At 35.8% G+C, this 23,659-nt stretch carries 19 protein-coding genes, 1 tRNA gene and 1 pseudogene; 11 read left to right on the top strand and 10 right to left on the bottom strand.

Features of this window, described 5'->3' with window-relative positions; translation table 11 throughout:
* Positions 1–149 precede the first annotated feature (149 nt).
* The 5 genes and pseudogenes from EKM00_RS10305 to fbp form a co-directional block, all read right to left on the bottom strand.
* A complete protein-coding gene (locus EKM00_RS10305; RefSeq protein ID WP_126452827.1) occupies positions 150–935 on the bottom strand; it encodes a hypothetical protein in 786 nt (261 codons plus the stop codon).
* A 23-nt stretch (positions 936–958) separates the two neighbouring features.
* On the bottom strand, positions 959–1,690 hold the full coding sequence (locus EKM00_RS10300) for an MIP/aquaporin family protein (protein WP_126516101.1): 732 nt from the start codon (positions 1,688–1,690) through the stop codon (positions 959–961).
* A gap of 17 nt (positions 1,691–1,707) precedes the next feature.
* Positions 1,708–3,204, bottom strand: a complete 1,497-nt coding sequence (glpK, locus tag EKM00_RS10295; RefSeq protein ID WP_126452831.1) for a glycerol kinase GlpK — start codon at positions 3,202–3,204, stop codon at positions 1,708–1,710.
* A 38-nt stretch (positions 3,205–3,242) separates the two neighbouring features.
* Positions 3,243–4,826, bottom strand: coding sequence for a glycerol-3-phosphate dehydrogenase/oxidase (locus EKM00_RS10290; RefSeq protein WP_126516100.1), 1,584 nt, complete (start codon positions 4,824–4,826; stop codon positions 3,243–3,245).
* A gap of 473 nt (positions 4,827–5,299) precedes the next feature.
* A pseudogene (gene fbp, locus EKM00_RS10285) lies at positions 5,300–6,154 on the bottom strand (class 1 fructose-bisphosphatase); the annotation flags it as partial.
* A 237-nt stretch (positions 6,155–6,391) separates the two neighbouring features.
* Here fbp and EKM00_RS10280 point away from each other — a divergent pair.
* From EKM00_RS10280 to EKM00_RS10245, 8 genes are all read left to right on the top strand, one after another.
* Entirely contained in the window at positions 6,392–7,165 is a 774-nt protein-coding gene (locus EKM00_RS10280) for a DeoR/GlpR family DNA-binding transcription regulator (RefSeq protein WP_126452835.1), read from the top strand.
* 174 nt (positions 7,166–7,339) lie between these two features.
* Positions 7,340–9,868, top strand: a complete 2,529-nt coding sequence (gene topA / locus EKM00_RS10275; protein WP_126516098.1) for a type I DNA topoisomerase — start codon at positions 7,340–7,342, stop codon at positions 9,866–9,868.
* 66 nt (positions 9,869–9,934) lie between these two features.
* Positions 9,935–11,086 carry a formimidoylglutamase gene (locus tag EKM00_RS10270; RefSeq protein ID WP_126452839.1) on the top strand — a complete coding sequence of 384 codons (1,152 nt, stop codon included), beginning with the start codon at positions 9,935–9,937 and terminating at the stop codon, positions 11,084–11,086.
* A 127-nt stretch (positions 11,087–11,213) separates the two neighbouring features.
* Entirely contained in the window at positions 11,214–12,617 is a 1,404-nt protein-coding gene (gene gldK / locus EKM00_RS10265; protein ID WP_126516097.1) for a type IX secretion system lipoprotein PorK/GldK, read from the top strand.
* Positions 12,618–12,658: 41 nt separating this feature from the next.
* Positions 12,659–13,306 carry a T9SS inner membrane protein PorL/GldL gene (gene gldL / locus EKM00_RS10260; RefSeq protein ID WP_126452843.1) on the top strand — a complete coding sequence of 216 codons (648 nt, stop codon included), beginning with the start codon at positions 12,659–12,661 and terminating at the stop codon, positions 13,304–13,306.
* A 46-nt stretch (positions 13,307–13,352) separates the two neighbouring features.
* Positions 13,353–14,897 (top strand): type IX secretion system protein PorM/GldM, encoded by a 1,545-nt coding sequence (gene gldM / locus EKM00_RS10255; protein ID WP_126516096.1) that lies wholly within the window; start codon positions 13,353–13,355, stop codon positions 14,895–14,897.
* A gap of 50 nt (positions 14,898–14,947) precedes the next feature.
* Positions 14,948–15,838: a type IX secretion system protein PorN/GldN gene (gldN, locus tag EKM00_RS10250; protein ID WP_126462161.1), complete on the top strand. Its 891-nt coding sequence runs from the start codon at positions 14,948–14,950 to the stop codon at positions 15,836–15,838.
* A 102-nt stretch (positions 15,839–15,940) separates the two neighbouring features.
* Positions 15,941–16,993: an NAD(P)/FAD-dependent oxidoreductase gene (locus EKM00_RS10245; RefSeq protein ID WP_126516095.1), complete on the top strand. Its 1,053-nt coding sequence runs from the start codon at positions 15,941–15,943 to the stop codon at positions 16,991–16,993.
* A 2-nt stretch (positions 16,994–16,995) separates the two neighbouring features.
* Here EKM00_RS10245 and EKM00_RS10240 read toward each other — a convergent pair whose 3' ends face one another.
* Positions 16,996–17,379, bottom strand: coding sequence for a DUF983 domain-containing protein (locus EKM00_RS10240; RefSeq protein ID WP_126516094.1), 384 nt, complete (start codon positions 17,377–17,379; stop codon positions 16,996–16,998).
* A gap of 73 nt (positions 17,380–17,452) precedes the next feature.
* Here EKM00_RS10240 and EKM00_RS10235 point away from each other — a divergent pair, with 73 nt between their 5' ends.
* Positions 17,453–19,360, top strand: a complete 1,908-nt coding sequence (locus EKM00_RS10235; RefSeq protein ID WP_126516093.1) for an ABC-F family ATP-binding cassette domain-containing protein — start codon at positions 17,453–17,455, stop codon at positions 19,358–19,360.
* 32 nt (positions 19,361–19,392) lie between these two features.
* Here the strand turns inward: EKM00_RS10235 and EKM00_RS10230 are convergent, their stop codons facing one another.
* Positions 19,393–20,361, bottom strand: a complete 969-nt coding sequence (locus EKM00_RS10230; protein WP_126452853.1) for an App1 family protein — start codon at positions 20,359–20,361, stop codon at positions 19,393–19,395.
* Positions 20,362–20,425: 64 nt separating this feature from the next.
* Here EKM00_RS10230 and EKM00_RS10225 point away from each other — a divergent pair, with 64 nt between their 5' ends.
* Entirely contained in the window at positions 20,426–21,325 is a 900-nt protein-coding gene (locus EKM00_RS10225) for a diacylglycerol/lipid kinase family protein (RefSeq protein WP_126452855.1), read from the top strand.
* Here the strand turns inward: EKM00_RS10225 and EKM00_RS10220 are convergent.
* Positions 21,318–22,466, bottom strand: a complete 1,149-nt coding sequence (locus EKM00_RS10220) for a GNAT family N-acetyltransferase (protein ID WP_126516092.1) — start codon at positions 22,464–22,466, stop codon at positions 21,318–21,320. The genes EKM00_RS10225 and EKM00_RS10220 overlap by 8 nt on opposite strands.
* A gap of 174 nt (positions 22,467–22,640) precedes the next feature.
* Between EKM00_RS10220 and EKM00_RS10215 the strand changes: the two genes are divergently transcribed.
* Positions 22,641–22,916 (top strand): 4a-hydroxytetrahydrobiopterin dehydratase, encoded by a 276-nt coding sequence (locus tag EKM00_RS10215; RefSeq protein ID WP_126452859.1) that lies wholly within the window; start codon positions 22,641–22,643, stop codon positions 22,914–22,916.
* A gap of 30 nt (positions 22,917–22,946) precedes the next feature.
* Here EKM00_RS10215 and EKM00_RS10210 read toward each other — a convergent pair whose 3' ends face one another.
* Complete coding sequence (locus EKM00_RS10210; protein ID WP_126516091.1) at positions 22,947–23,174, bottom strand: hypothetical protein; 228 nt, start codon at positions 23,172–23,174, stop codon at positions 22,947–22,949.
* Between the two features lie 411 nt (positions 23,175–23,585).
* A tRNA-Met gene (locus EKM00_RS10205) sits at positions 23,586–23,658 on the bottom strand.
* Position 23,659 lies beyond the last annotated feature (1 nt).

The raw sequence follows: 23,659 nt of genomic DNA, 5'->3' as shown, positions 1-23,659 counted from the left end.
CTACGAGATAAATTCTCGCTAAGCCCATAAATATATAGGATAATTAACTTTTAAAAGTTTTTTACCGGACAACAATGTTTTGGAATAAAAAAAAACGTTCTTTTAGAAATAAAAGAACGTTATCATTATCAAACCAGGTGTTGTTGTAATTAGAACAATACCACACCCAATTGAATTCGGGCAATTTTAAGTGCTGGATTCCACATTGCTACTGCGGAAACAGGAAGTTTGTAATTTAGAATGTGAATGTTTTTAAACGCCCTGATTCCGGTATTTACAATATCAAAATTACTGTTGGGATCATTTGTATACAAATGGGAGGCCCCGTTTAAGGCAAATCCGGCTCCTAAATAGGCCTCTAAAGTGATTTTTTGATTTTTCAATAATGGATATCCTAATTCAACATAGGTGGAATATCTGTTTTTATAATCGAGGTTGTCCATTAATTCGCGATCATTGCCGTAAAGTAGAAAATTAGCTTCTATCCGCAAGGGGAATCGGTCAGGAAATTGATAGGATGTTCTTAAATCAAGAATGTGCGTGGTTGTTTTTCGATCGTAATTAAAAACGGCAGGGTTTTCAATATTTGTAGTATTGAATAGGTCCCATAAGGCGATTGAAAAACCATTTTTTTGGTATTGAATGTAATAATCAATTTCTTTGTACTCGCCATCAAACCCATTTCCGCCCCAAAGACCAACGGTTAGATTTTGTTTTTTGTCCAAAGCATAATGAATGTTTCCCATGGCAGTCATGCTTCCGTTGATAACCAGTCCTCTCCAGAGGTGGCTCGTTTTTAATTCTACATCAAAATCCAGTCGGTTCGTTTTTGTGTTTGCTACAGCTGCTGGAATGGTATCGGTAACAGGCGTTTCTTGGGCATATCCAGCTAGCCCTATAATAGAGATTATAGTGGTAATAAATAATTTTCGCATGATTTTACTTTTAATAAATAAGGTTAGAGAAGTAACATATACAAGGTTGCGGCCAAACAGGAACCTATTATAGGACCAACGATAGGAACCCAGGCATACCCCCAATCGCTACCGCCTTTTATGGGTAAAACAGCATGCATCAAGCGAGGTCCAAGATCTCTGGCAGGATTTATGGCATACCCTGTGGTGCCTCCTAAGGATAATCCGATCGCCCAAACTAAAATAGCGACCGGTAAAGCGCCAACAGTTCCAAGTCCAATTGCAGCGCCAGTATCAGAACTCATGATCAGCTCCGGACCAGCAATGTAGAATATAACAAAAATTAAAACAAAAGTGGCGATGATTTCACTCATCAAATTGGAGGAGTAATTCCGAATCGCGGGTCCCGTGCAAAAACAAGCAAGTTTTCCGCCTTCATCTTCTGTGGCTGCAAAATGATCTTTATGGGAAAGCCAAACTAAAAAGGCTCCCAGCATAGCTCCAATGAATTGAGCCAAAATGTAGGAGGCAACCTGTGACCAGGCAAATTTTCCTATGAGTGCTAAGCCTAAGGTGACAATAGGATTTAAATGCGCACCGCTAATCGGACCGGCAACAGCAACGCCTACAAAAACGGCAAAACCCCATGCCGTACTGATGACAATCCAGCCTGAATTATTTCCTTTTGTTCCTTTAAGAACTACGTTTGCAACTACTCCGTTGCCTAATAAAATCATTAGCATGGTACCAATAATTTCTGCTATAAATGGTGTCATCTTTTAGTGTTTTATAATTAGTCTTCGATCCAGTTTGAAGCTCGTCCTACAGCTCTGTTCCAATTGTGGACTAATTTATCGGCTTCATCTCTAGACATCTCTGGATTAAATTCTCGGTCTATTGACCATTGTTCTTGTAACTCATCGACACTGTCCCAGTACCCTACCGCTAATCCTGCCAAATAAGCCGCCCCTAAAGCGGTGGTCTCAAGTGTTTTAGGTCTTATTACTTTAAAGTCAAATAAATCCGATTGGAATTGCATCATTAAATTATTGGCAGCAGCTCCTCCATCAACTCTTAATTCTGTTCCTTTTTTGCCAAAATCACCTTCCATGGCTTTTACCAGATCGTATACTTGATAAGCAATTCCTTCGAGGGTGGCACGTGCAATATGTGCATTTGTGGTTCCTCTAGTAATACCAACGATTGCACCCCTTGCATATTGATCCCAATGTGGTGCGCCAAGTCCAGTTAAGGCAGGAACAAAATAAACACCACCATTATCTGGTACTTTTGATGCTAAAGTTTCGATTTCTTCTGCAGTATCGATCATTTTTGCCCCGTCGCGCAACCATTGTACCGCTGCTCCTCCAACAAAAACACTTCCTTCTAAGGCGTAAGTAGTTTTTCCGTTAATTTTCCATGCCACAGTAGTCAACAGATTGTTATTAGAATATACCGGTTTTTCACCTGTATTCATCAACATAAAGCAACCTGTTCCATAAGTGTTTTTGGCCATTCCTGGTTTTGTACATAATTGACCAAATAAAGCTGCTTGTTGATCTCCAGCAACTCCGGCAATTGGAATTTTTGTTGAGAAAAGAGTTGTGGCAGTTTCACAATAAATTTCGCTGCTTTGGTGGACCTCTGGCAACATTGCTTCCGGAATGTCGAATAACTCTAATAATTCAGTATCCCATTCTAAAGTGTGAATATTTAGTAGTAAAGTTCTACTAGCATTTGAAACATCAGTCATGAATTTTTCGCCTCTTGTCAACTTCCATATTAGCCAAGTGTCAACGGTTCCAAAGCAAAGTTTCCCTTCTTCTGCTTTCTCACGAGCCCCTTCTACATTGTCTAAAATCCATTTTACTTTGGTGCCAGAAAAATAAGCATCCAGGACTAGACCTGTCTTCTTCTTGATCATATCGGCATGCCCTTGCGCTTTCAGTTCGTCACAATATTTCGCAGTTCTACGGTCTTGCCAAACAATGGCGTTATATATTGGTTCACTGGTTTCTCGATCCCAAACTATGGTTGTTTCTCTTTGATTTGTAATTCCAATTGCTGCTATTTCTTTTCCAGAAACTCCAACTTTTGCAATAACTTCTGCGGCTACACTAATCTGTGAAGACCATATTTCTTTAGGGTCATGTTCTACCCATCCTGGTTTAGGAAATATTTGTTCAAAATCTTTTTGAGATACACTTACGATTTCGCCTTCATGGTTGAAAACGATAGCTCTTGAGGAAGTGGTTCCCTGGTCAAGAGCTAGGATTAATTTGTTTTTCATAGCTTATAGGTTAATGTTTAATAAATTAAGTTAATAGTTTAATTTGATCTAAATTCAGGTAAGAGGAATCCGTTTGCGATTGTTTTAAATTCTTTAGTTTGTATTTTGATCCAAGCATCATCATAGCCGAGTTCTTTAGCCAATAATTCTGCGACTTTTTCAGAAGCAGCAATAGCAGCGTGAGCGTCTAAGAATAATAGTCGTACTCTTCGTGATAGGACATCATCGATCGTTCTGGCCATTTCATGGCGTATTGCCCAAACAACTTCAGCCAGCGTGTAATCGTAGTTTGGATGTAGTTTTTCTTTTAATTCAGGTTGTTGATTTTGTAATTCTAGTATTTTAGGAATGTCAGTTCCATAGATGTAGAGATGATTTTTTCTATCAACAGTGCTTGTTTTAATATTTCCGTGAATTGATATATTTTCTGTTTTACAGTCTTTTTTAGGTAGATGATGAATAGTGATTGCTTTGTCAATAATATCTTCGGCAATTTTTCGATATGTAGTCCATTTGCCTCCGGTTATTGTAATTAATCCTGTTTCGGAAACAATTATTTTGTGGCTTCTGGAGACTTCCTTGGTACTTTTTCCTTCTTTTTCAGGGGCCGCAAGTGGTCTTAGTCCAGCAAAAACCGAAAGTACATCTGCCCGTGTTGGTTTTTTTGCCAAAAATCTCTGAGCAGTTTCCAAAACAAAATCGATCTCTTTTTCTAATGCAATAGGTTCTAAACTGTGGCTTTTTATCAAAGTGTCTGTCGTCCCCACAACAATTTTATCATGCCATGGTACGGCAAACAAAACTCTTCCGTCACTCGTTTTTGGAATCATCAATGCGTGATCACTAGGCAGAAACGATTTATCAAAAACAAGGTGAATTCCTTGACTCGGAACAATATACTTTTTATAAATCGTATCATTTAGTTTCATTATAGAATTTGTAAAAACACCAGTGGCGTTTATAACAGCTTTTCCTTTCAGTTCAAAGAACTCTCCGGTTTCTTGATTTTTAACCTGAACGCCGGTTACCTGATTGCCGCTGTCTTTTAATAAGCCGACAACTTTAGTGTAGTTTAATAGGCAAGCCCCTTTTTCTACCGCGGTTTGGGCAATGTTAATCGCTAAACGTGAATCGTCAAATTGACCGTCTTGATAGATAACACCGCTAACTAATCCTTTTCTTTCAATAGTAGGAAGTAATTCAATTGTTTCTTTCTTCGAGATGTATTGAGATTTTCCTAAACTTAGCTTACCTGCTAACATATCGTAGATGGTGAGTCCTAAAGTATAAAAATAACCACCCCACCAATTGTAATTAGGTATAACGAAAGATTGATTTTTTACAAGATGCCCGGCATTTTGCGCCATTAATCCTCTTTCTTTAAGAGCTTCTCTGACAAGGGATATATTACCTTGCTCAAGATAACGGACGCCACCATGAACCAACTTAGTACTTCTACTTGATGTTCCTTTTGCAAAATCTACAGCTTCAACCAAAATGGTTTTATAGCCTCTGCTGGCGGCATCAAGTGCAGTCCCAAGGCCACTCGCTCCACCACCAATGACGATTACATCCCATTCTTTAGTTTCATTTAATTTGGATATTTCTTCGTGACGTTTCATAATGTGTTATTTTTGTATTTAAATCTTTCTTAAAGCAAATAAAGTGAAACTAAATGAAACCACAAAGAGAATTTTTATATATTTCTATTTTATTTTTTCATTTTTCATATTTTTACTGTTAAAATATGGTTATTCCTTATAATTAGTCTGTTTTTTATTCATTGTAGCCAGTGTGTTTAATAAGTTCACCGGAAAGGGTTTGATAATAGGGTTGATTAGGATTAAATCTAGAATGTTTAAAATCGTAACTATACGAAAGTTTTCGAGTCCTTCGTAGAATGACGTGCTACTGTAAAGTACTCGAGTTGACTCCGGTAATCAGTCTATTGGTAGTTTTCGAAGGAATGCTATTGATAAATAGGGGTTTTTGTCCGAAAAAAAGTAACGCATAGCAAAAGAGGCTGTTCGAAAAGTAATTTTCGAACAGCCTCAGTTTTTTTCGGTACATTATAAAATTAGGAGTTATTTTGTTCTTAGTGTTTGCTAAATTTCGCTTTGAGCATAAAATCTTCAACCTTTTCGACCATATTGTAACTCCCGCAAAAGAATGGTGCTCTCTCGTGCAATTCAGTCGGTATGATTTCCATGATTCGATTAAAGCCATCCGATGCTTTTCCTCCAGCTTGTTCTGCAATAAATGCCATTGGGTTGCATTCATAAAGTAGTCGTAATTTTCCTTTTGGCGCTGTTGTGATAGTTGAATATATGTAAACTCCGCCCTTTATCATGTTCCTGTGAATGTCCGCAACTAGGCTTCCAATGTATCGCGAAGTGTACGGTCTTTCGTCCTCTTCAAGTTGGCAATACTTGATGTAATCTTTTACGCCCTGAGGAACATGAACATAATTCCCTTCGTTTGTAGAATATATATTTCCATCTTTCGGGAATTGCATGTTAGGATGGGATAAATAAAATGTGCCAATAGCCGGGTTCAATGTAAAACCGTTGACGCCGTGACCTGTTGTATAAACAAGCATCGTTGATGTTCCGTAAATGACGTAACCGGCAGCAACCTGATTGATTCTTGGTTGTAGAAAATATTCGAGCGTCACTGGAGTTCCGATTGGAGTAATTCTCCTGAAAACTGAAAAAATTGTCCCGACTGAAACGTTTACATCAATGTTGGAGGATCCATCAAGCGGGTCCATCAAAACTACGTATTTATTATTATGATTTTTATCGCTTCGTTCTACTGCTATAAACTCATCATTCTCCTCGGAGGTGATGCCGCACACAATTTCTCGATTTATTAGGGTTTGAATAAAAACTTCATTAGCATAAACATCTAATTTTTGCTGATCTTCTCCTTGAATGTTTTGAGCACCTTCTCCACCTAATAGTACGCTCGGCCCTGTTAGTTACGGTCCTAAAATTATATACATTCAGTCGCTGTAACTTCGTTTTTCTTTGTTAATAGCATGTTTGGTTTTGATTTATGCACTATTTTGTTTTAATAAACTTCGAAAAGTAAACTTACTGAAACTAAATTATATAAAATGAAATTTATTTGTATATTTTATTTTTGTATCTTTCACTATCAAAAATATTAAATAAGAGGACTTATTATGACTATAATCAATAGAAGACAAGAGGATATACTGAAAGAGTTAAATCAAAAAGGATATGTGAATGTGGTTGATTTGTGTGAAACCCATAATGTTTCAACCGTAACCATACGAAAGGATCTTAACTTTTTGGAAAACGAAAAGCTATTGCATCGCACGCACGGTGGGGCCAGCAAGCAACCCATTTATGCTTTTGAAAGAGATGTAAGTGATAAAGAGGCATTACAGGTTGGGCAAAAAAAGGAAATTGCAGAAGAAGCATTAAAGTATATTAGCAATAACGATTATATCATATTAGGGTCGGGCTCCAATATTCATTATTTGTCTCAAATTATCAAGGGTTTCCGTAAATTAACAGTGCTTACTCCCTCGCTAAAGGTTTCGTTAGAGCTTTGTAAAGAACCAAGTATTGATACAATTCAGTTAGGCGGGGACATTCGCAATAACTCCACTTCTGCCGTAGGGCCTATTGCGGAATCTATTCTAGGACAATTTTCATGTAATAAATTGTTTTTGGGGGCAGATGGTGTAGATTTAGAATTTGGGTTAAGTACATCTAATGCGCTTGAAGCCCATTTAAATAAGGCAATGATTGATGTCGCCGAGAAGGTTATTGTATTGGCTGATTCAACAAAAATGAATATTAGAGGATTTGGTAAAATTTGTAATTTGAATAGAATTGATGTTTTAATTACTGATAGCGGTATTGATAATACAACAAAAGCGAAACTAGAAGAATTAGGGATTAACGTTGTCGTTGCCGGAAAAGGATGACCCTTGCTCCTTAATATATGCTTGTGAGAGTGAAAAAAGTGGTTTTTATAAGTTTTAGGATATACTGTTAGTTAAAGTTTTTTAGGTTCTTTTTTGGATGTGAAATATTTTTAAAATTTTCAAAAGCACAATATTTAAAAAAAACTTCTATTTTTGTCCCAGAAAAATAGAGCAATGGCAAAGAATTTAGTTATCGTGGAATCACCTGCAAAGGCAAAAACAATCGAGAAATTTCTAGGAAGTGATTTCCAAGTGGAGTCGAGTTATGGGCATATTGCCGACTTGCCTTCCAAAGAAATTGGAGTAGATGTGGAAAATGGTTTCAAACCAAAATACGAAGTTTCTGCTGATAAACGCGCCTTGGTTACAAAACTGAAAGGCCTTGCCAAAAAAGCCGATATGGTTTGGTTAGCAAGTGATGAGGATCGCGAGGGAGAAGCTATTTCTTGGCATTTATCCGAAGAATTAAATTTAGTAAAAGCCAAAACCAAGCGAATCGTATTTCACGAAATTACCAAAACTGCGATTCTAAAAGCAATCGAAAACCCGAGGGAAATCGATTATAATTTGGTCAATGCACAACAAGCTCGAAGAGTTTTAGACAGATTGGTGGGCTATGAATTATCTCCTGTACTTTGGAGAAAAATTAAAGGCGGACTTTCAGCAGGACGAGTGCAATCAGTATCTGTTCGTTTGGTTGTAGAGCGCGAAAGAGAGATTCAGAACTTTAAAACTGTTGCTTCGTATTCTATTGTGGCGGAATTTACTAATGAATCCGGGAAAACATTTAAAGCTAAACTACCTAAAAATTTCAATACAAAAAAAGAAGCCGAAGATTTTTTAAATAAAAATATCGGTTCTACATATAAGGTAGCTGATTTAGAAACGAAGCCTACTAAAAAATCACCAACTGGTCCATTTACTACTTCAACTTTGCAACAAGAAGCTGCTCGTAAATTGTATTTGCCTGTTGGGATTACCATGCAACTCGCACAACGGTTGTACGAAGCCGGACTTATTACGTACATGAGAACCGATAGTGTGAACTTATCAAAAGATGCGATGGAAGCTGCTCAGGCTGAAATTATAAAATCCTATGGAAAAGAATTCTCGAAACCTCGAACTTTTGTCAATAAAAGCAAAGGCGCACAGGAAGCGCACGAAGCGATTCGTCCTACTGATATGTCACGTCATACGGTAGATATCGACAGAGATCAAGCGCGTTTGTACGATTTGATTTGGAAAAGAACCCTAGCTTCGCAAATGAGTGATGCACAATTAGAGCGTACCAACGTGAAAATTGAAGCGAACAATCACGACGAAATTTTTACTGCCTCCGGAGAGGTTTTGCTTTTTGAAGGTTTCTTAAAAGTATACCTGGAAGGGCATGATGACGATGAAGAAGAGCAGGAAGGCATGTTACCGGCAATGAAAGTTAATGAGAAATTACAAAACAATTACATCTCAGCAACCGAAAGATATTCTAGAGCGCCTGCAAGATATACCGAAGCTTCTTTGGTAAAAAAATTAGAAGAATTAGGAATTGGTCGTCCTTCTACCTATGCACCAACGATTTCTACTATTATAAACAGAAATTATGTAGAGAAAGGAAATTTAGATGGACAAGAGCGTAATTACACACAATTGATTTTGCAATCCGGAAAAGTAGCGGAGAAGGTGCTGAAAGAAAACACAGGATCTGATAAAGGGAAATTGGTTCCTACTGATATTGGAACAATCGTTACGGATTTCTTGGTTAAGAATTTTGGGAATATTTTAGACTATAATTTCACGGCAAAAGTCGAAGAGGATTTTGATGAAATAGCGGAAGGAAATATTGAGTGGACTAAAATGATGCAGGAGTTCTACGATCAATTTCACCCTATAGTGAAAGATGTAGAGGCCAATGCAGATCGTGAAAGCGGGGAGAGAATTCTTGGAACCGATCCAAAAACAGGAAAGCCGGTTTCGGTTCGTTTAGGTAAATTTGGACCAATGGCTCAAATTGGTGCTGCTGATGATGAAGAAAAAAAGTTCGCAAGTTTGATGAACGATCAAAACATTGGGAACATCACTTTAGAGGAAACGCTGAATCTATTTTTATTGCCAAAAAATCTTGGCGAATATAAAGGAGAAGAAGTTGAGGTAAGCAATGGTCGTTACGGCCCTTATATTCGCCATGGCGCGGCTTTTGTTTCTTTGCCAAAAGGAGAAAATCCACTGGATGTTGATTTTGAAAGGGCTCAGGAATTAATCGATGAAAAGGCGATTGCCGATGCTCCAATTGCCATTTATAAAGGCGAAGGTGTTCAAAAAGGCGTTGGTCGTTTTGGTGCCTTTATTAAATGGGATGGCTTATTTATTAATGTAAGTAAGAAATATAATTTTGATAATTTGTCTCAAGCTGATATAGAAGCACTGATTGAGGATAAATTGCAAAAAAATATCGATAAAGTATTGCATAATTGGGCGGATGAAGGTATCCTGGTCGAGAAAGCCCGCTGGGGTCGCTCTGTAATCACCAAAGGAAAACTCAAAATCGAATTGAGTAAAGACGTAGATGCAGCCAAATTAACATTGGCGGAAGTCCAAGAAATGATTGCCAAAAAAACGCCTGCTAAAAAAGTAGCCGCCAATAAAGCACCAGCAAAGAAAGCAGCTGTCAAAAAAACAGCCGTTAAGAAACCTGTAGCAAAAAAGTAATTAGTCACTAATTCCGGTTTCATCGCTCTTTGTTAAGAGTTGTGATTAAGGGAAAAAAATATAAAAATGGAATTTGATTTTCTAAAGCCCGTTGATGATGAAATCCTGGAATATATAAATGGATTGACTTCACAGCAACTGGGCGGTAAAATTGTGTTGCATACCCAGGAACAATTCCCTGATTTAAGCAAGATTAAAATTGCCGTATTAGGTGTTTTAGAAAACCGAGGCAATTTCAATGCGGTGTCCACTGTTGATTTACTCTCGGTTAGGAAAGAATTATACGGATTATTTCCTGGAAACTGGGATGCATCTGTTGCTGATTTAGGTGACATTCTTGCTGGAAACTCTTCGGAAGACACCTACTTTGCCTTGAAAAAAGTAACAGCAAGTTTAATAAAAAAGAAGATTATTCCCATTGTTATTGGAGGTTCTCAGGATCTGACCTATGCTTTGTACAGAGCGTATGATGATTTAGAACAGATGGTAAATTTAGTCGCTATCGATAATAAATTTGATTTTGGAAAAGAGAATGAACAGGCCTCGGCTACTTCTTATTTGACAAAAATAATTATAGACGAGCCGAACAATCTCTTTAATTATTGTAATATTGGCTATCAAACGTATTTTAATTCGCAAGAAGAAATAGATTTGATAGAGAAATTGTTTTTTGATGCCTATCGATTAGGGGAGGTTTCGAATAATATAGCTATATCTGAACCTGTTTTCAGAGATGCAGATGTGGTCAGTATTGATTTAAATGCTGTGAAATCATCTGATTCTGGCAATTTTAGTTCATTTGCACCCAATGGTTTTAACGGGAAAGAAATATGCGCGCTGTCACGATATGCAGGAATAAGTGACAAAGTTTCCGCATTGGGGATCTTTAATCACAATAATTCCGCACAAGAATCAGTGATCATAGCACAAATAATTTGGTATTTCATAGAAGGCTTTCATTATCGCTCGCATGAGTATCCTTTTGGAAGTAAAGAAAACTACTTGAAATACATAGTTCCTATGGAAGAAGAGGATCTTGTTTTCTATAAAAGTGATAAAACCGACCGATGGTGGATCGAAATTCCATTTATTTCAAATGTTAATAATAAATTAAAAAGAAACACGTTATTACCATGTTCTTATGAAGAATATTTAATGGCTTGTAATCAGGAATTGCCCGAAAGATGGTGGAAAGCGCAGAGGAAAAACATCATTTAGGATAATTTTATGCTTATTTATTCTTTTTTTATAAAAAAGAGTTTGTTTAGTTTAAAAAAATTGTTTTTTTAAAAAATAATAAATAGGTTTACACCCTTAAAAATAATGAATATATAACCAAATTTATATGAAGAAGTTCATTGCATTTACGTCAATTTTGACCCTTTTAATTGGCTGTGGTAAATCAAGCGACAGAGGAGAACTAGTTGGTATTAATGGAGGGAAATGGCATCCGGAAAAACCTTTTGGAATGGCATTAATCCCAGGTGGTGCTTTTATAATGGGTAAGTCAGATGCTGATTTAGCCAATGTAGAGGACGCTCCGACAAAAACAGTTACGGTTCGCTCCTTTTATATGGATGAAACGGAAATTACCAATAGTGAATACCGTCAGTTTGTAGAGTGGGTAAAAGACTCTACAATGAGGGTAAGATTAGCTATTTTAGCAGATGAAGTAGGGCAAACTGCTGATGCCTCAACTGCAAAAGGTAAGAATGCAGGAAGCATAAGTGATTTTGCATTTAATGATTCAGATCCAGAGAAAATGACCGCATATGACAAATACATGTATGATAATTATTACAGTATAGGAACCGCTGACGATCCTTATGCCGGTAGAAAGCTGAATAAAAAAGTAAAATTAATAAAGGATACTAAACTGTATCCGGATGAATATTATGCTGAAGTTATGGATTCTATGTATTTGCCAATAGAGGAATCATACAACGGTCTTCGCACTATTGATGTTAATAAATTGAAATTCCGTTATTCTTGGATGGATATTCAGGCTGCCGCCAAAGCAAAAGTCGGAAGACGAAAAGACTTTATCAAAACCGAAGAAGTAAATGTATATCCCGATACTACCGTTTGGATTAAAGATTTTGCCTATTCCTACAATGAGCCAATGCATAATGATTATTTTTGGCACAAAGCCTACGGAGATTATCCTGTGGTAGGGGTCAAGTGGACACAAGCGAAAGCATTTTGCGCCTGGAGAACATTAAATAAAAACAGCTACGTCAAATCAAAAAAGAAAGGACAAGACTTAATTAATTCTTTTCGACTGCCAACCGAAGCAGAATGGGAATATTCAGCCAGAGGAGGTTTAGAATCTGCTACTTATCCTTGGGGAGGGCCATATACTAAAAACGACAGAGGTTGTTTCTTGGCAAATTTCAAACCTAACAGGGGCGATTATGCAGCGGATGAAGCTTTGTATACTGTTGAAGCAAAATCGTATGAACCAAATGGTTATAATTTGTATAATATGGCAGGAAATGTTTCGGAATGGACCGATTCTTCTTATGACCCTAATGCGTATGAGTATGTATCGTCAATGAACCCAAATGTTCCGGATACTTCAAATAAACGCAAAGTACTGCGCGGTGGTTCATGGAAAGATGTTGCTTATTTCCTTCAGGTAAGTACAAGAGATTATGAATATGCTGATTCAGCCAGAAGTTATATAGGTTTTAGAACCGTTCAGGATTACATGGGAGTTCAAACGACCGGAATCGGAAAAAAGAGATAATTATAACAAACCAAATCTATTCATTTTTTAAAAACACTATTATGGCATTATTAAGCAAGAAAGCAATGAATTTCGCATACGGCATGGGAGCTGCTGTTGTAATCATAGGCGCACTATTCAAAATTACCCACATTGAATTTGGTTTTATTACAGGAAATTTAATGCTAACTATAGGTCTTGTTGTAGAAGCGGCCATTTTTGCACTTTCTGCCTTTGAACCGGTGGATAATGATTTGGATTGGACTTTAGTATATCCGGAATTAGCTAACGGTCAGGCTAAACCAGCAACTAAAAAAGTAGAAACACCATCTGATGCACAAGGATTGTTGTCTCAAAAATTAGATATGATGTTAAAAGATGCCAAAATTGATGGGGAATTAATGGCTAGTTTAGGTAATAGCATCAAAAATTTCGAATCAGCAGCAAAGGGAATTGCCCCAACAGTAGATTCTATTACATCTACTAAAAAATACAGTGAGGAGTTGACTTTGGCCGCAGCTCAAATGGAGTCGTTGAATAGTCTGTATAAAATACAACTACAAAGCGCCTCCAGAAATGTACAAATTAATGAAGAAGTTGCTGAAAACAACCTAAAATTAAAAGATCAAATGCAGTCATTGACTTCAAACCTATCCTCTTTGAATAATGTATATGGTGGAATGCTTTCTGCAATGAATAATAAAGGATAATTAGTTTCAAACTATAAAAAAATATTAAACTAATTATTTAGAAAATATGGCAGGAGGAAAACTAACCCCTAGACAGAAGATGATTAACCTAATGTATTTGGTTTTCATCGCAATGTTAGCATTAAATATGTCCAAAGAAGTGTTGTCTGCTTTTGGATTAATGAATGAAAAATTTGAAGGGTCAAACGCTTCAGCTCAACAATCAAACGCTCAAATGTTAGCTGGATTAGATGCGAAAGCAGCGGAAGCAGGTGGCGAATTTGCTGCAGCGGCCATAACAGCTCATAAAGTAGAAGTGATAACAAAAAATTTTTACGATTATATTGGACAAATAAAAGCGGAAGTTTTAGTAGGAAGCGAAGTGGATCCGGAGACGGGTAAACTACCGTATGAGGCTATGGACAAAGGAGATAATATAGATAATTTATGGTTCAGTCCCGCAGGTTACTCCGCTAAAGGAAAAGAAGTTATTTCAACAGTTGAAAAGTATAAATCGGACATGAAGTTGGCTTTGGGTGATAATAAAAAATTAGCGCCAATTTTATCTGAAGTTCAAGCTAAGTTTAGTTTGGCAGATGTTAAGAATAAAGACGGTATAGCGATACCTTATTTAGATTATCATTTTAAAGGCTTTCCAGCAGTTGCTTCTTTAGCTAAACTATCTGCTTGGCAGAATGATGTTAAAAAAGCAGAATCAGATGTGTACAGTACGGCATTAGGTAAAGCGGCGGTTGCAGCGGCATCTTACAGTAATTATCAAGCTATTGTAGTATTGGATAAAAATGCTTATTTCCAGGGCGAACAGGTTACAGGTAAAGTAGTTTTGGGACGTTATGACGAGAATACCAAACCAACAAGTGTTACTGGTGCTAGGTTAGATCCGGCTACGGGACAAGCTAAGATTGCTTTAACAGCTGGTGGTGTAGGTGAACAAAATATTGCAGGACAATTTACGTTTGTAGAGGATGGTAAAACAATCCCTTTAACATTCGCTGGAAAATATGTTGTTGTGCCAAGACCTAATTCTGCAACAATTTCAGCAGATAAGATGAATGTCGTTTATAGAGGCGTATCCAATCCTATGACTATTTCCTTTGCAGGTATTCCGGATAATGCTGTTAATGCTTCTGCTCCAGGTTTATCAAAGGTAGGCAACGGTAAATACGTTATGAATCCTGGTGGTGGTAATGAAGTTATTGTCAGCGTATCAGGAAAAATGTCGGACGGAAAAGTGGCTACTGATAAAAAAGTTTTCAGAATCAAAGGTATTCCGGGGCCAGCTGGAACTATTAGGGGAGAAACAGGTGTTGTAAAAGGACCAAAATCAAATCTTGAAATTGCAACTATTGGAGCTAAATTGGAAGATTTTGATTTTGAAGTTGGTTTAAATGTAGTTGGTTTTAATTTAAAAGTTACCGGACAGCCGACAGTAGTTGTATCAGGAAACAGATTAAATGCGCAATGTAAGGCCGTATTATCAAAAGCAGGAAGAGGTGATCAAGTGACCATTTCTGAGATTAAAACCAAACTTGTTGGTGCAGGAAGCTACTTATTGCCAAGAACAGCTCCAGTAATTTTTGAAATACAATAATTAGTACGGTTTTATATAAACCTACTTCAATATCTTATAATGATACTATGATGAATGTAAGAAATTTTTTAATCGCTATAGTCTGTTCCACAGGAAGTCTTGCTTCGGTTGCACAATCTAATTTGCTTAATGCAAAAACTCCTGACGAGATAGGTCTAAAATCTGATGCACAATTAATTTCAGATAACGATAGGCCTTTGTCCTATGGATATGTGCATGATAGAGATGTTTTAATGGGAAAAACAACCTGGGAAATAATCGATTTAAACGAAAAGATTAATTTTTCATTGTATTTTCCTGTAGATACTGCAAATATTGGTTCGGATAGGCGTTCGTTATACGATGTGCTGACTAAAGCCATAAAAAGTGGGGAATTAACAGAAGTGTATACAGATAGTTATTTTAACACTAAAAAATCATTTAAAGACATCCAAGCTTCATTAACTCGAATAGATACTACAGACGCCGGTAGAGAACAAATAAATGCAGGGAATCAAATATCAGAAGAGTATATTCTGAGACAGGATCTTTCTGCTCAGGACGTAACACAGTATAAAATTAAGGGGTATTGGTATTTTGATAAAAGGCAGAGTGAATTAAAGTATCGTTTATTGGGTATTTGTCCAGTGACTCCGGATGTTTATACGATGAATAGTGATCAAAAAGATTATATTGAGTTGTTTTGGGTGTTTTTTCCAGCAGCAAGAGATGTGTTGCATGATGCCAAAGCATTCAATGATAAAAATTCAGCGATGCCGATTTCATTTGATCAAATCTTAAATTCAAGACGTTTTAATAGTTTTATTTACAAAGAAGAAAATGTTTATGGAGACAGATCCATTGAAGAGTATATGAAAGATAATGCCCAGAATCAGTTGTTAGAATCCGATCGAGTGAAAGAGAAAATTCGCAATTTCGAATCTGATATGTGGAATTATTAATTTCAGTTTTTTTACTATAAACGCAAAACTCTTACTGTGATGGTAAGAGTTTTGTGTTTTAATGTATTTACTTTGTCTTTAGTTTAAATTATATTTCTTCAAATGATTGATTATTTAATAATTGGTTCAGGTTTAGCGGGTATTTCATTTGCAGAGGTTGCGCTGCGAAATGATAAAAGTATTTTAGTACTGGATAATAATTCTCAAAATTCTTCAAGAATCGCCGGGGGCTTGTATAACCCTGTTATTTTAAAACGATTCAGTGAGGTTTGGCAGGCACAAGAGCAATTAGTTTTGATGAATGAATTTTATGCGCTGCTGGAGAAAAAATTAGAATGTACCGTAGATTTTAAGAGACCTATTTTGAGAAAATTTTTCTCCGTCGAAGAACAGAATAATTGGTTTATAGCTTCGGATAAAATAAAGTTAGCGCCATTTTTATCCACAAAATTGATTTTTGAGAAATTTTCTGGAATTGATTCTCCCTTTGGATACGGTGAAGTTTTGCAGACGGGTTATGTTGATACCGCATTGTTGTTGCGCAAATACAGAGACTATCTTATCCATAATAAGATGTTTCAGGAGGAGTCTTTTGATTATGAGGTGCTTCAGGTTGACTCAAATGGTATTCGGTACAAAGATATTCAAGCGAAACATATTGTTTTTGCCGAAGGCTTTGGAATGCATGGAAATCCTTATTTTAATCATTTGCCATTAGATGGCACAAAAGGGGAGCTTTTTGTTATTAGAGCACCTAATTTGCATTTAGATGTGATTGTCAATACAAGTGTCTTTATTTTGCCTCTTGGAAATGATTTGTTCAAGGTAGGAGCCACTTACAATTGGAAAGATAAAACAGATTTACCTACACCAGAAGGAAAAACGGAATTAGTGGAAAGAATAAAAGAGATTATTACTTGTGATTTTGAAATTGTGACTCATTTTGCCGGAGTTCGCCCCACGGTAAAAGATAGAAGACCACTCGTAGGAACACATCAAAATTATAATTCAGTACATATTTTGAATGGTTTGGGCACACGAGGAGTTATGTTAGGTCCCGCTATGGCAAAAGCTTTATTTGACACTATTGAAAATAAAATTCCTTTAGACACTGCAATTGACATTAATCGATTTGTATCTAAAGGAAAAAAATAGTGTTATTTTTCATTTAATTTGTGATCATACGAAACAAACATATTGATATAAATATTCCTTGCCCATCGCAAAACAAAAGGGAATAAAATAACCAGTGATACTATTATTGCAAGGAATGCAACTTTTAGACTGGATTCGAAGAGAACAAAAGAGATGACAAAAGCAGCAATTCCTATTGCTACATTTAATCCGTAGCTAACATACATGGCGCCATAAAAAAAAGAAGGTTCAATTTGATATCTTAAACCACAATGACTACAATTTTCGTGCATTTTCAATGTTTTGTTTAGATGTAACGGATTTTTATCTAAATACATACTCTCATTCTGACATTTAGGACAAGTTCCTGTTAAAATGCTATATAATTTGGATCCTTTTTTTAACATTTGCAAAAAATTTAATTTTTCCTTTTTTGGAGTCACAAATTTACGCATTCAAAAAGGAATAAAATCACAATACATGCTTAATATACACAATTTATCCGTTTCATTTGGTGGTTCTTATTTGTTTGAAGAAGTTACCTTTCGATTGGGTGCCGGAGACCGCGTGGGTCTTGTAGGAAAGAATGGGGCGGGAAAATCGACCATGCTTAAAATGTTAGCAAAAGATTTTGCTCCAGATTCAGGGGTTATTTCTCAAGAGAAAGACCTTCGTATGGGATTTCTGCGTCAGGATATTGACTTTGAACAAGGAAGAACGGTTTTGGAAGAAGCATATGAAGCGTTTACAGAGATTAAAATTGTAGAGAAAAAGCTCGAAGAAATCAATCACTTATTGGTCACCAGAACGGATTATGAAAGTGATGAATACAGTCAAATCATCGAAGACTTATCGGATTATACCCATCGTTTTGAATTATTGGGGGGTTATAATTATGTGGGAGATACAGAGAAAATTTTACTTGGTTTAGGGTTTAAAAGAGACGTTTTTGATAATCAAACTGAAACTTTTTCCGGTGGATGGAGAATGCGTATCGAATTAGCCAAGTTATTATTGCAGGCTAATGATGTTTTGTTGCTGGATGAGCCCACAAATCACTTGGATATTGAGAGTATCATTTGGCTGGAAAGTTTTCTTCGCAATTATCCCGGTGTGGTGGTAATTGTTTCACACGATAAAATGTTTTTAGATAATGTGACAAACAGAACGATCGAAATTTCCCTTGGTAAAGCCTATGATTTCAATAAACCATATTCTCAATATTTAGAATTGCGTCATGAGATTCGTGAAAAACAATTGGCCACACAAAAAAATCAAGCCAAAAAAATAGAAGAAACAGAGAAATTAATTGAAAAATTTCGTGCCAAAGCATCTAAAGCCTCCATGGCACAATCGATGATTAAAAAACTGGACAAAATAGAACGTATTGAAGTAGATGAAGATGACAATTCCGTGATGAATATTACTTTTCCAGTTTCGAAAGAACCGGGACGAGTAGTTATAGAAGCCGAAAATGTGACCAAAAGTTACGGGGACAAAACGATTTTGAAAGATATCAATCTATTAGTGGAGCGTGGAAGTAAAATAGCCTTCGTAGGGCAAAACGGGCAAGGAAAATCAACTTTCATTAAGGCTATTGTTGACGAATTCGAGTATAAAGGAAATATCAAGTTAGGACATAATGTACAATTGGGGTATTTTGCACAAAATCAGGCTGAATATCTGGATGGCGAAATCACTTTGTTGCAAACGATGGAAGATGCGGCAGCAGATACGAACCGAATGAAAGTACGCGATATGCTGGGTTCTTTCTTGTTTCGTGGTGACGATGTAGATAAAAAGGTAAAAGTTCTCTCAGGAGGCGAAAGAAACCGTTTGGCGTTGTGTAAATTATTGTTACAACCTATTAATGTTTTATTGATGGATGAGCCTACAAATCATTTGGACATCAAATCTAAGAACGTGTTAAAAGCAGCTCTTCAAAAATTTGGGGGCACTTTATTACTGGTTTCTCACGATAGGGATTTCTTGCAGGGCATGTCAAATTTAGTATATGAATTTAAAGATCAAAAAATAAAAGAATATTTAGGGGATATCAACTATTTTTTAGAACAACGCAATATGGAAAACATGCGTGAAGTAGAAAAAAAAGAGGCTCAGAAAGTAGCATCACCTAAAGAAAGCAATAAAGCATCATACGAAGATCAGAAAAAAGGAAAAGCATTACAAAACAAGTTAAGCAAGATCGAAAGCCAAATCAAGCAATTAGAAAAAGACATTCAGCAAGATGATAAAATGCTGGCTTCTAATTATGATAAACATATTGAGGATGCTAAGTTTTTTATTGCGTATAATAAGAAAAAGGCTGAGTTAGACAAATTTCTTTTAGATTGGGAAGCTGTTCAGGAAGAAATTGATACTGCGTAAAAAAGAAGAGTTCCGGTTTTGGAGCTCTTTTTTTATTTAATAATCCCAATAGATTTTGAATGTGCAATAGCTTCACTGCTATTTTTGAAATAACAAATAAAAACTTTTAAGGTTTCTAAATTTTCCATAATTGTAATTATTTTTTCTTTTTTAGAAGTCCCAGTTTGTCGGATATAAACAGCTTTTATGGTAACTGGGAAAATTTTACAAATAGCTTCGTATAAATAGGGGTCATGTTGAGAATCATCCCCGAGAAGTACATACTCTAAATTGGGATAAAACTCTAGAATGTGTTTTATTTTGTCAAACTTGTGGTTGTGATCCCCACTTCCGGTCATGAAAAAATCAGCCAGGCTCGTCTTGATGTCTTTCAGTAATAAAACGGCTTTTGGAAGCTTATGAATTTCAGTAAATTGTATGATAAAACGATACAAATTCCATTCACTGCTGGAAACATAAAAGAACGCATTTAACTCGTGTTTGTTTGTTCTTCCTGCCGAACTTAGGGCTTGATAATGGGTAACTACATCATCAAAAGTTTTTCTTTTATATATGTTTTTAAACAATAAAACATATAATTTTTTTAAAGGATTCAGCGTGTGAGAAACTAAAAAAGTATCATCAATGTCAGAGATGATTCCCAGATTTCCTTTGTGTGGACGAATATAACTGTCTTTGGCTGTAATGGTTTCGTTATTATGAGTGATACTCACTTTATAATCAATCCAGCCATACTTAGAATCCTGCTCTAGTGGCACGCAAAACTTAAAATAACCATCATTTAGTGTTCTAGTATGGATTTTGGAATTGTTTTGTTCTAAATACACATCAGCATTTGCTTGTGTTTTTATTTGAAACATTTTGATTACAGAAGTAGCATTTTTAAAGTTCTTTTTTTGAAAATTATATTCTTTAGCTGTTGTTGGTTTGAACACATGCCCCATGACAATTAATTCTTGCTCATTAGCGTAGCCACGATATAATTTTAAAATTGGTTTCATTTATTGTAGTACTTTTGATTGGAGATGAATTTAATTAATTTTAATTGATAAAAGAAGATAAAGTTTGAGAAATAACATTATTGTTGTTGTTAATCCTATTTCCGGTGACATTGATAAATCTGAATTTATTGATGCTGTAATACTTTTTGCTAAAAAAGAAAATTTTAATCCAGTAATTTATAATACTTCTGGAGTAAATGATATTGATGATATAAAGTTGCTTTATGAAACCTACAAACCACAACGAATTATTATTGCGGGGGGTGACGGAACCATAAAAATGGTAGCCGAAGCAATGGAAAATCAAGATGTAATTTTAGGAATTTTACCCGCCGGATCAGCTAATGGATTGGCAGTAGACTTGAATTTACCTGCCACACTGGAAGAAAACTTACAAATTGCTTTTCAAAATGAGGGCATGATGATTGATATGATTTCTATTAATGGAAAAAAAAGTGTTCATCTAAGTGATATTGGACTTAATGCAGAATTGATTAAGAACTATGAAAAAAGTACGATTCGGGGAAAACTGGGGTATGCTTTGCAAGCGGTGTCTACTATGATTGATTTAGACGAGCCTTTTTTTGTCACAATAACAGGTGATTTTCCCACTATTGAATGTGTAGCGAGAATGATTGTTATTGCCAATTCAAAAAAATATGGAACAGGAGTTTCTATTAATCCTAACGGACTAATGGACGATGGGAAATTTGAATTAGTGATCTTGAAAAATTTAGATTTAGTAGTGCTTGGGAAAATTATTACCGGAAATATCACAACAGATGATGCAGAAGATATAGAAATAATATCAGTGGAAAAGGCGGTAATCACGACTACTGTGCCTGTTAGTTTTCAAGTTGACGGTGAATATTGCGGATCCGAAACCAAGTTAAATGTAGAAATCTTACCCAAACACATGAAAGTTGCCGTACCATATGTTAATCCAGATTATAGATTTATTTGAACGGATTGCGTTGTTGCCATTTGATTTCAGGTTCTAGATATTTGAATATCGTTGGCATAAAATGATTTACAACCCTATTGCTGTGGCCTATTAATCCATGCATTTTTATGGGCTTAGCGCCAACAGAACTTTTGATTTCCAAAGCAGTTCTTGCAAAGATAATTTCCTTAAAGCCTTTATTAATAGAATAGGCGATCATGTCATATAACATATTCAGGTACAACATTTTCTCCCGCTGAACCTTTTCATCATATCCCAGAAAATAGGTATCCATTATAGAGCCGTTTTTAATCAAAGTATTGAAACCTATTAGTCTGTCCCCTAAAAAATAGCCATAAAAAAGAAATTTGTCTTTGAAAATTTCTTTAAAAATCCTAAAATGATTTTTTGGAAGAAAAAAAGTATTAAAGGGAGCATTTTTAGCTACATGAAGGTATAAATCATAAATCGTTTCTTCTAAGGCAATGATGTCTTCCAGGTGTAGTTTTCTTTTTTCAATTTGATCTGCCTTCTTTCTTGCTCTTTTGTTTTGATCCCGGTATTTTTTTGAAAGGGAGTCAATATAATTTTGTTCTGTTTTCCAGGCTTCATTAATGGTAAAAACCATATTAGGCTGTGTCGAAAACGCATATTCATTTTCGAATTCAGGAATACGGAAGGTTTTGATTTCCTCGCTATTGAAATCTTTATAGGTGGTGATATGAATTTTTTTGCCTATCGATTTAAAGCGTTGTTTTAATTCAGTTACAGCAGTATTTAATACTTGTAAAGCTCTCTTTTTATCAATGGTGTCTAACAAAGCAAAAGAATTTTGTCCAGTTAACATATTATTGCCAATAACCAGTACATGCGATCCAAAGTTCCTGAAAACAAAATTCCGTACTGCTGTCTTGATACACTTATCGCGTTCTCCAAAAGATTCCAGTTTGTTTAAATCCAGAAATTGGGAAAGCGCAATCCCTACTAAGTTGTCATTTTCAAAGAGTCCAATATAATGACAAATCATGTTCTCAGGGGATGATTTTTCTAAAACATCTAGATATTTTTTGGATAAAAAAATAGTCGAAATCGCGATGTCATCCCAGTTGGAATGAAGCTGCGCAGTAGTAGTATAAATTTTAAAGGAGTATGCTGAATTCAAATTGAAAAGAAATAATTTTCGCCAAAATTAGTTAATAAAGTTAAATTATTTCTCAATATATTAAAATTCACTAACTTTATATTTATGAAATTTAGATATTCAGAATTGTTTCGATCTGAATATTGTTTTACAACAGCATGTTACAGGCAGATCAACCCATAAATAAATAAAAGTATGAAAACGTACACCGAACAATCCATTCAATCAGAGTTGAAAAAATTGAAAGACTGGCAGTATATTAATAATGGAATTGAGAAAAAGTTTATATTTCTGGATTTTACGCAAGCCTTAGGTTTTATAGTTCAAGTAGGAATAAAAGCGGAGAAAAAAAATCATCATCCGGAATTATGCAATGTGTATAATAAAGTAACCATTCGGCTGACTACTCATGATGCAGATGGTGTAACGGATAAGGATGTTGATTTGGCAAAAGCCATCGAAGAGCTTTAGGGAATGTAGTTGAATTTTTGCTGTGTGTCTTTATCTAACAATTACCTGGTGCGCTTTATCCAGTAATTGTTCCTCGCCTTGTTCTAGTGATTTAAATACGGTGTTCTCTAAATGCAAAATACTATTTACCTCATGCCATCGTCCAAGGAATAAAATCTCTTTATAATAGAGCCTTTCGTGCAAGGTCTTATTGCTGTCAATGGAGGGAATTTCCTTATAAGGTTTGCAATACAAAGCAATAACCCGATCTTTGGTCATGCTTTGTTTAATAGCATCAGTTGTAAATTTGCTTCGCCGTTGAACGATACATCCTGATAAAAAAAGTACAAGTTTGAACAAAAAACATATGTTATTTTATTCATTTTTAGTAGTGTAGGGTCGCTAGTTGCAAGCAATTTCTGCTTATTAATTGCTTATGAGGCATATGCTAAAATAGGGAATATTTAGGGATTGCCGCGGGTGTTAACCATTCCTTTTTAATTTAAAGTAAGCACTTGATTCCAATCCAAAATTTAGTGTTTCCAGAAGGGTTGTCCATTAGGGCAGAAAATAGGGAATATCTAACCAAAAAAGTTACTGGTATTTTTGAATTAATCTCAGTTTTTACAGGGGGTGAGGAAGGTAGTAAAAATCAAAAAACCCATCAAAATGTTGATGGGTTTTTCTTAGTAGCGGGAACTGGACTCGAACCAGTGACCTTCGGGTTATGAGCCCGACGAGCTGCCTACTGCTCTATCCCGCGA

The sequence above is a fragment of the Flavobacterium sp. RSP15 genome, from assembly GCF_003968755.1.
Lineage (GTDB): Bacteria > Bacteroidota > Bacteroidia > Flavobacteriales > Flavobacteriaceae > Flavobacterium.
This window is presented reverse-complemented; position numbering and strand designations above follow the sequence as displayed.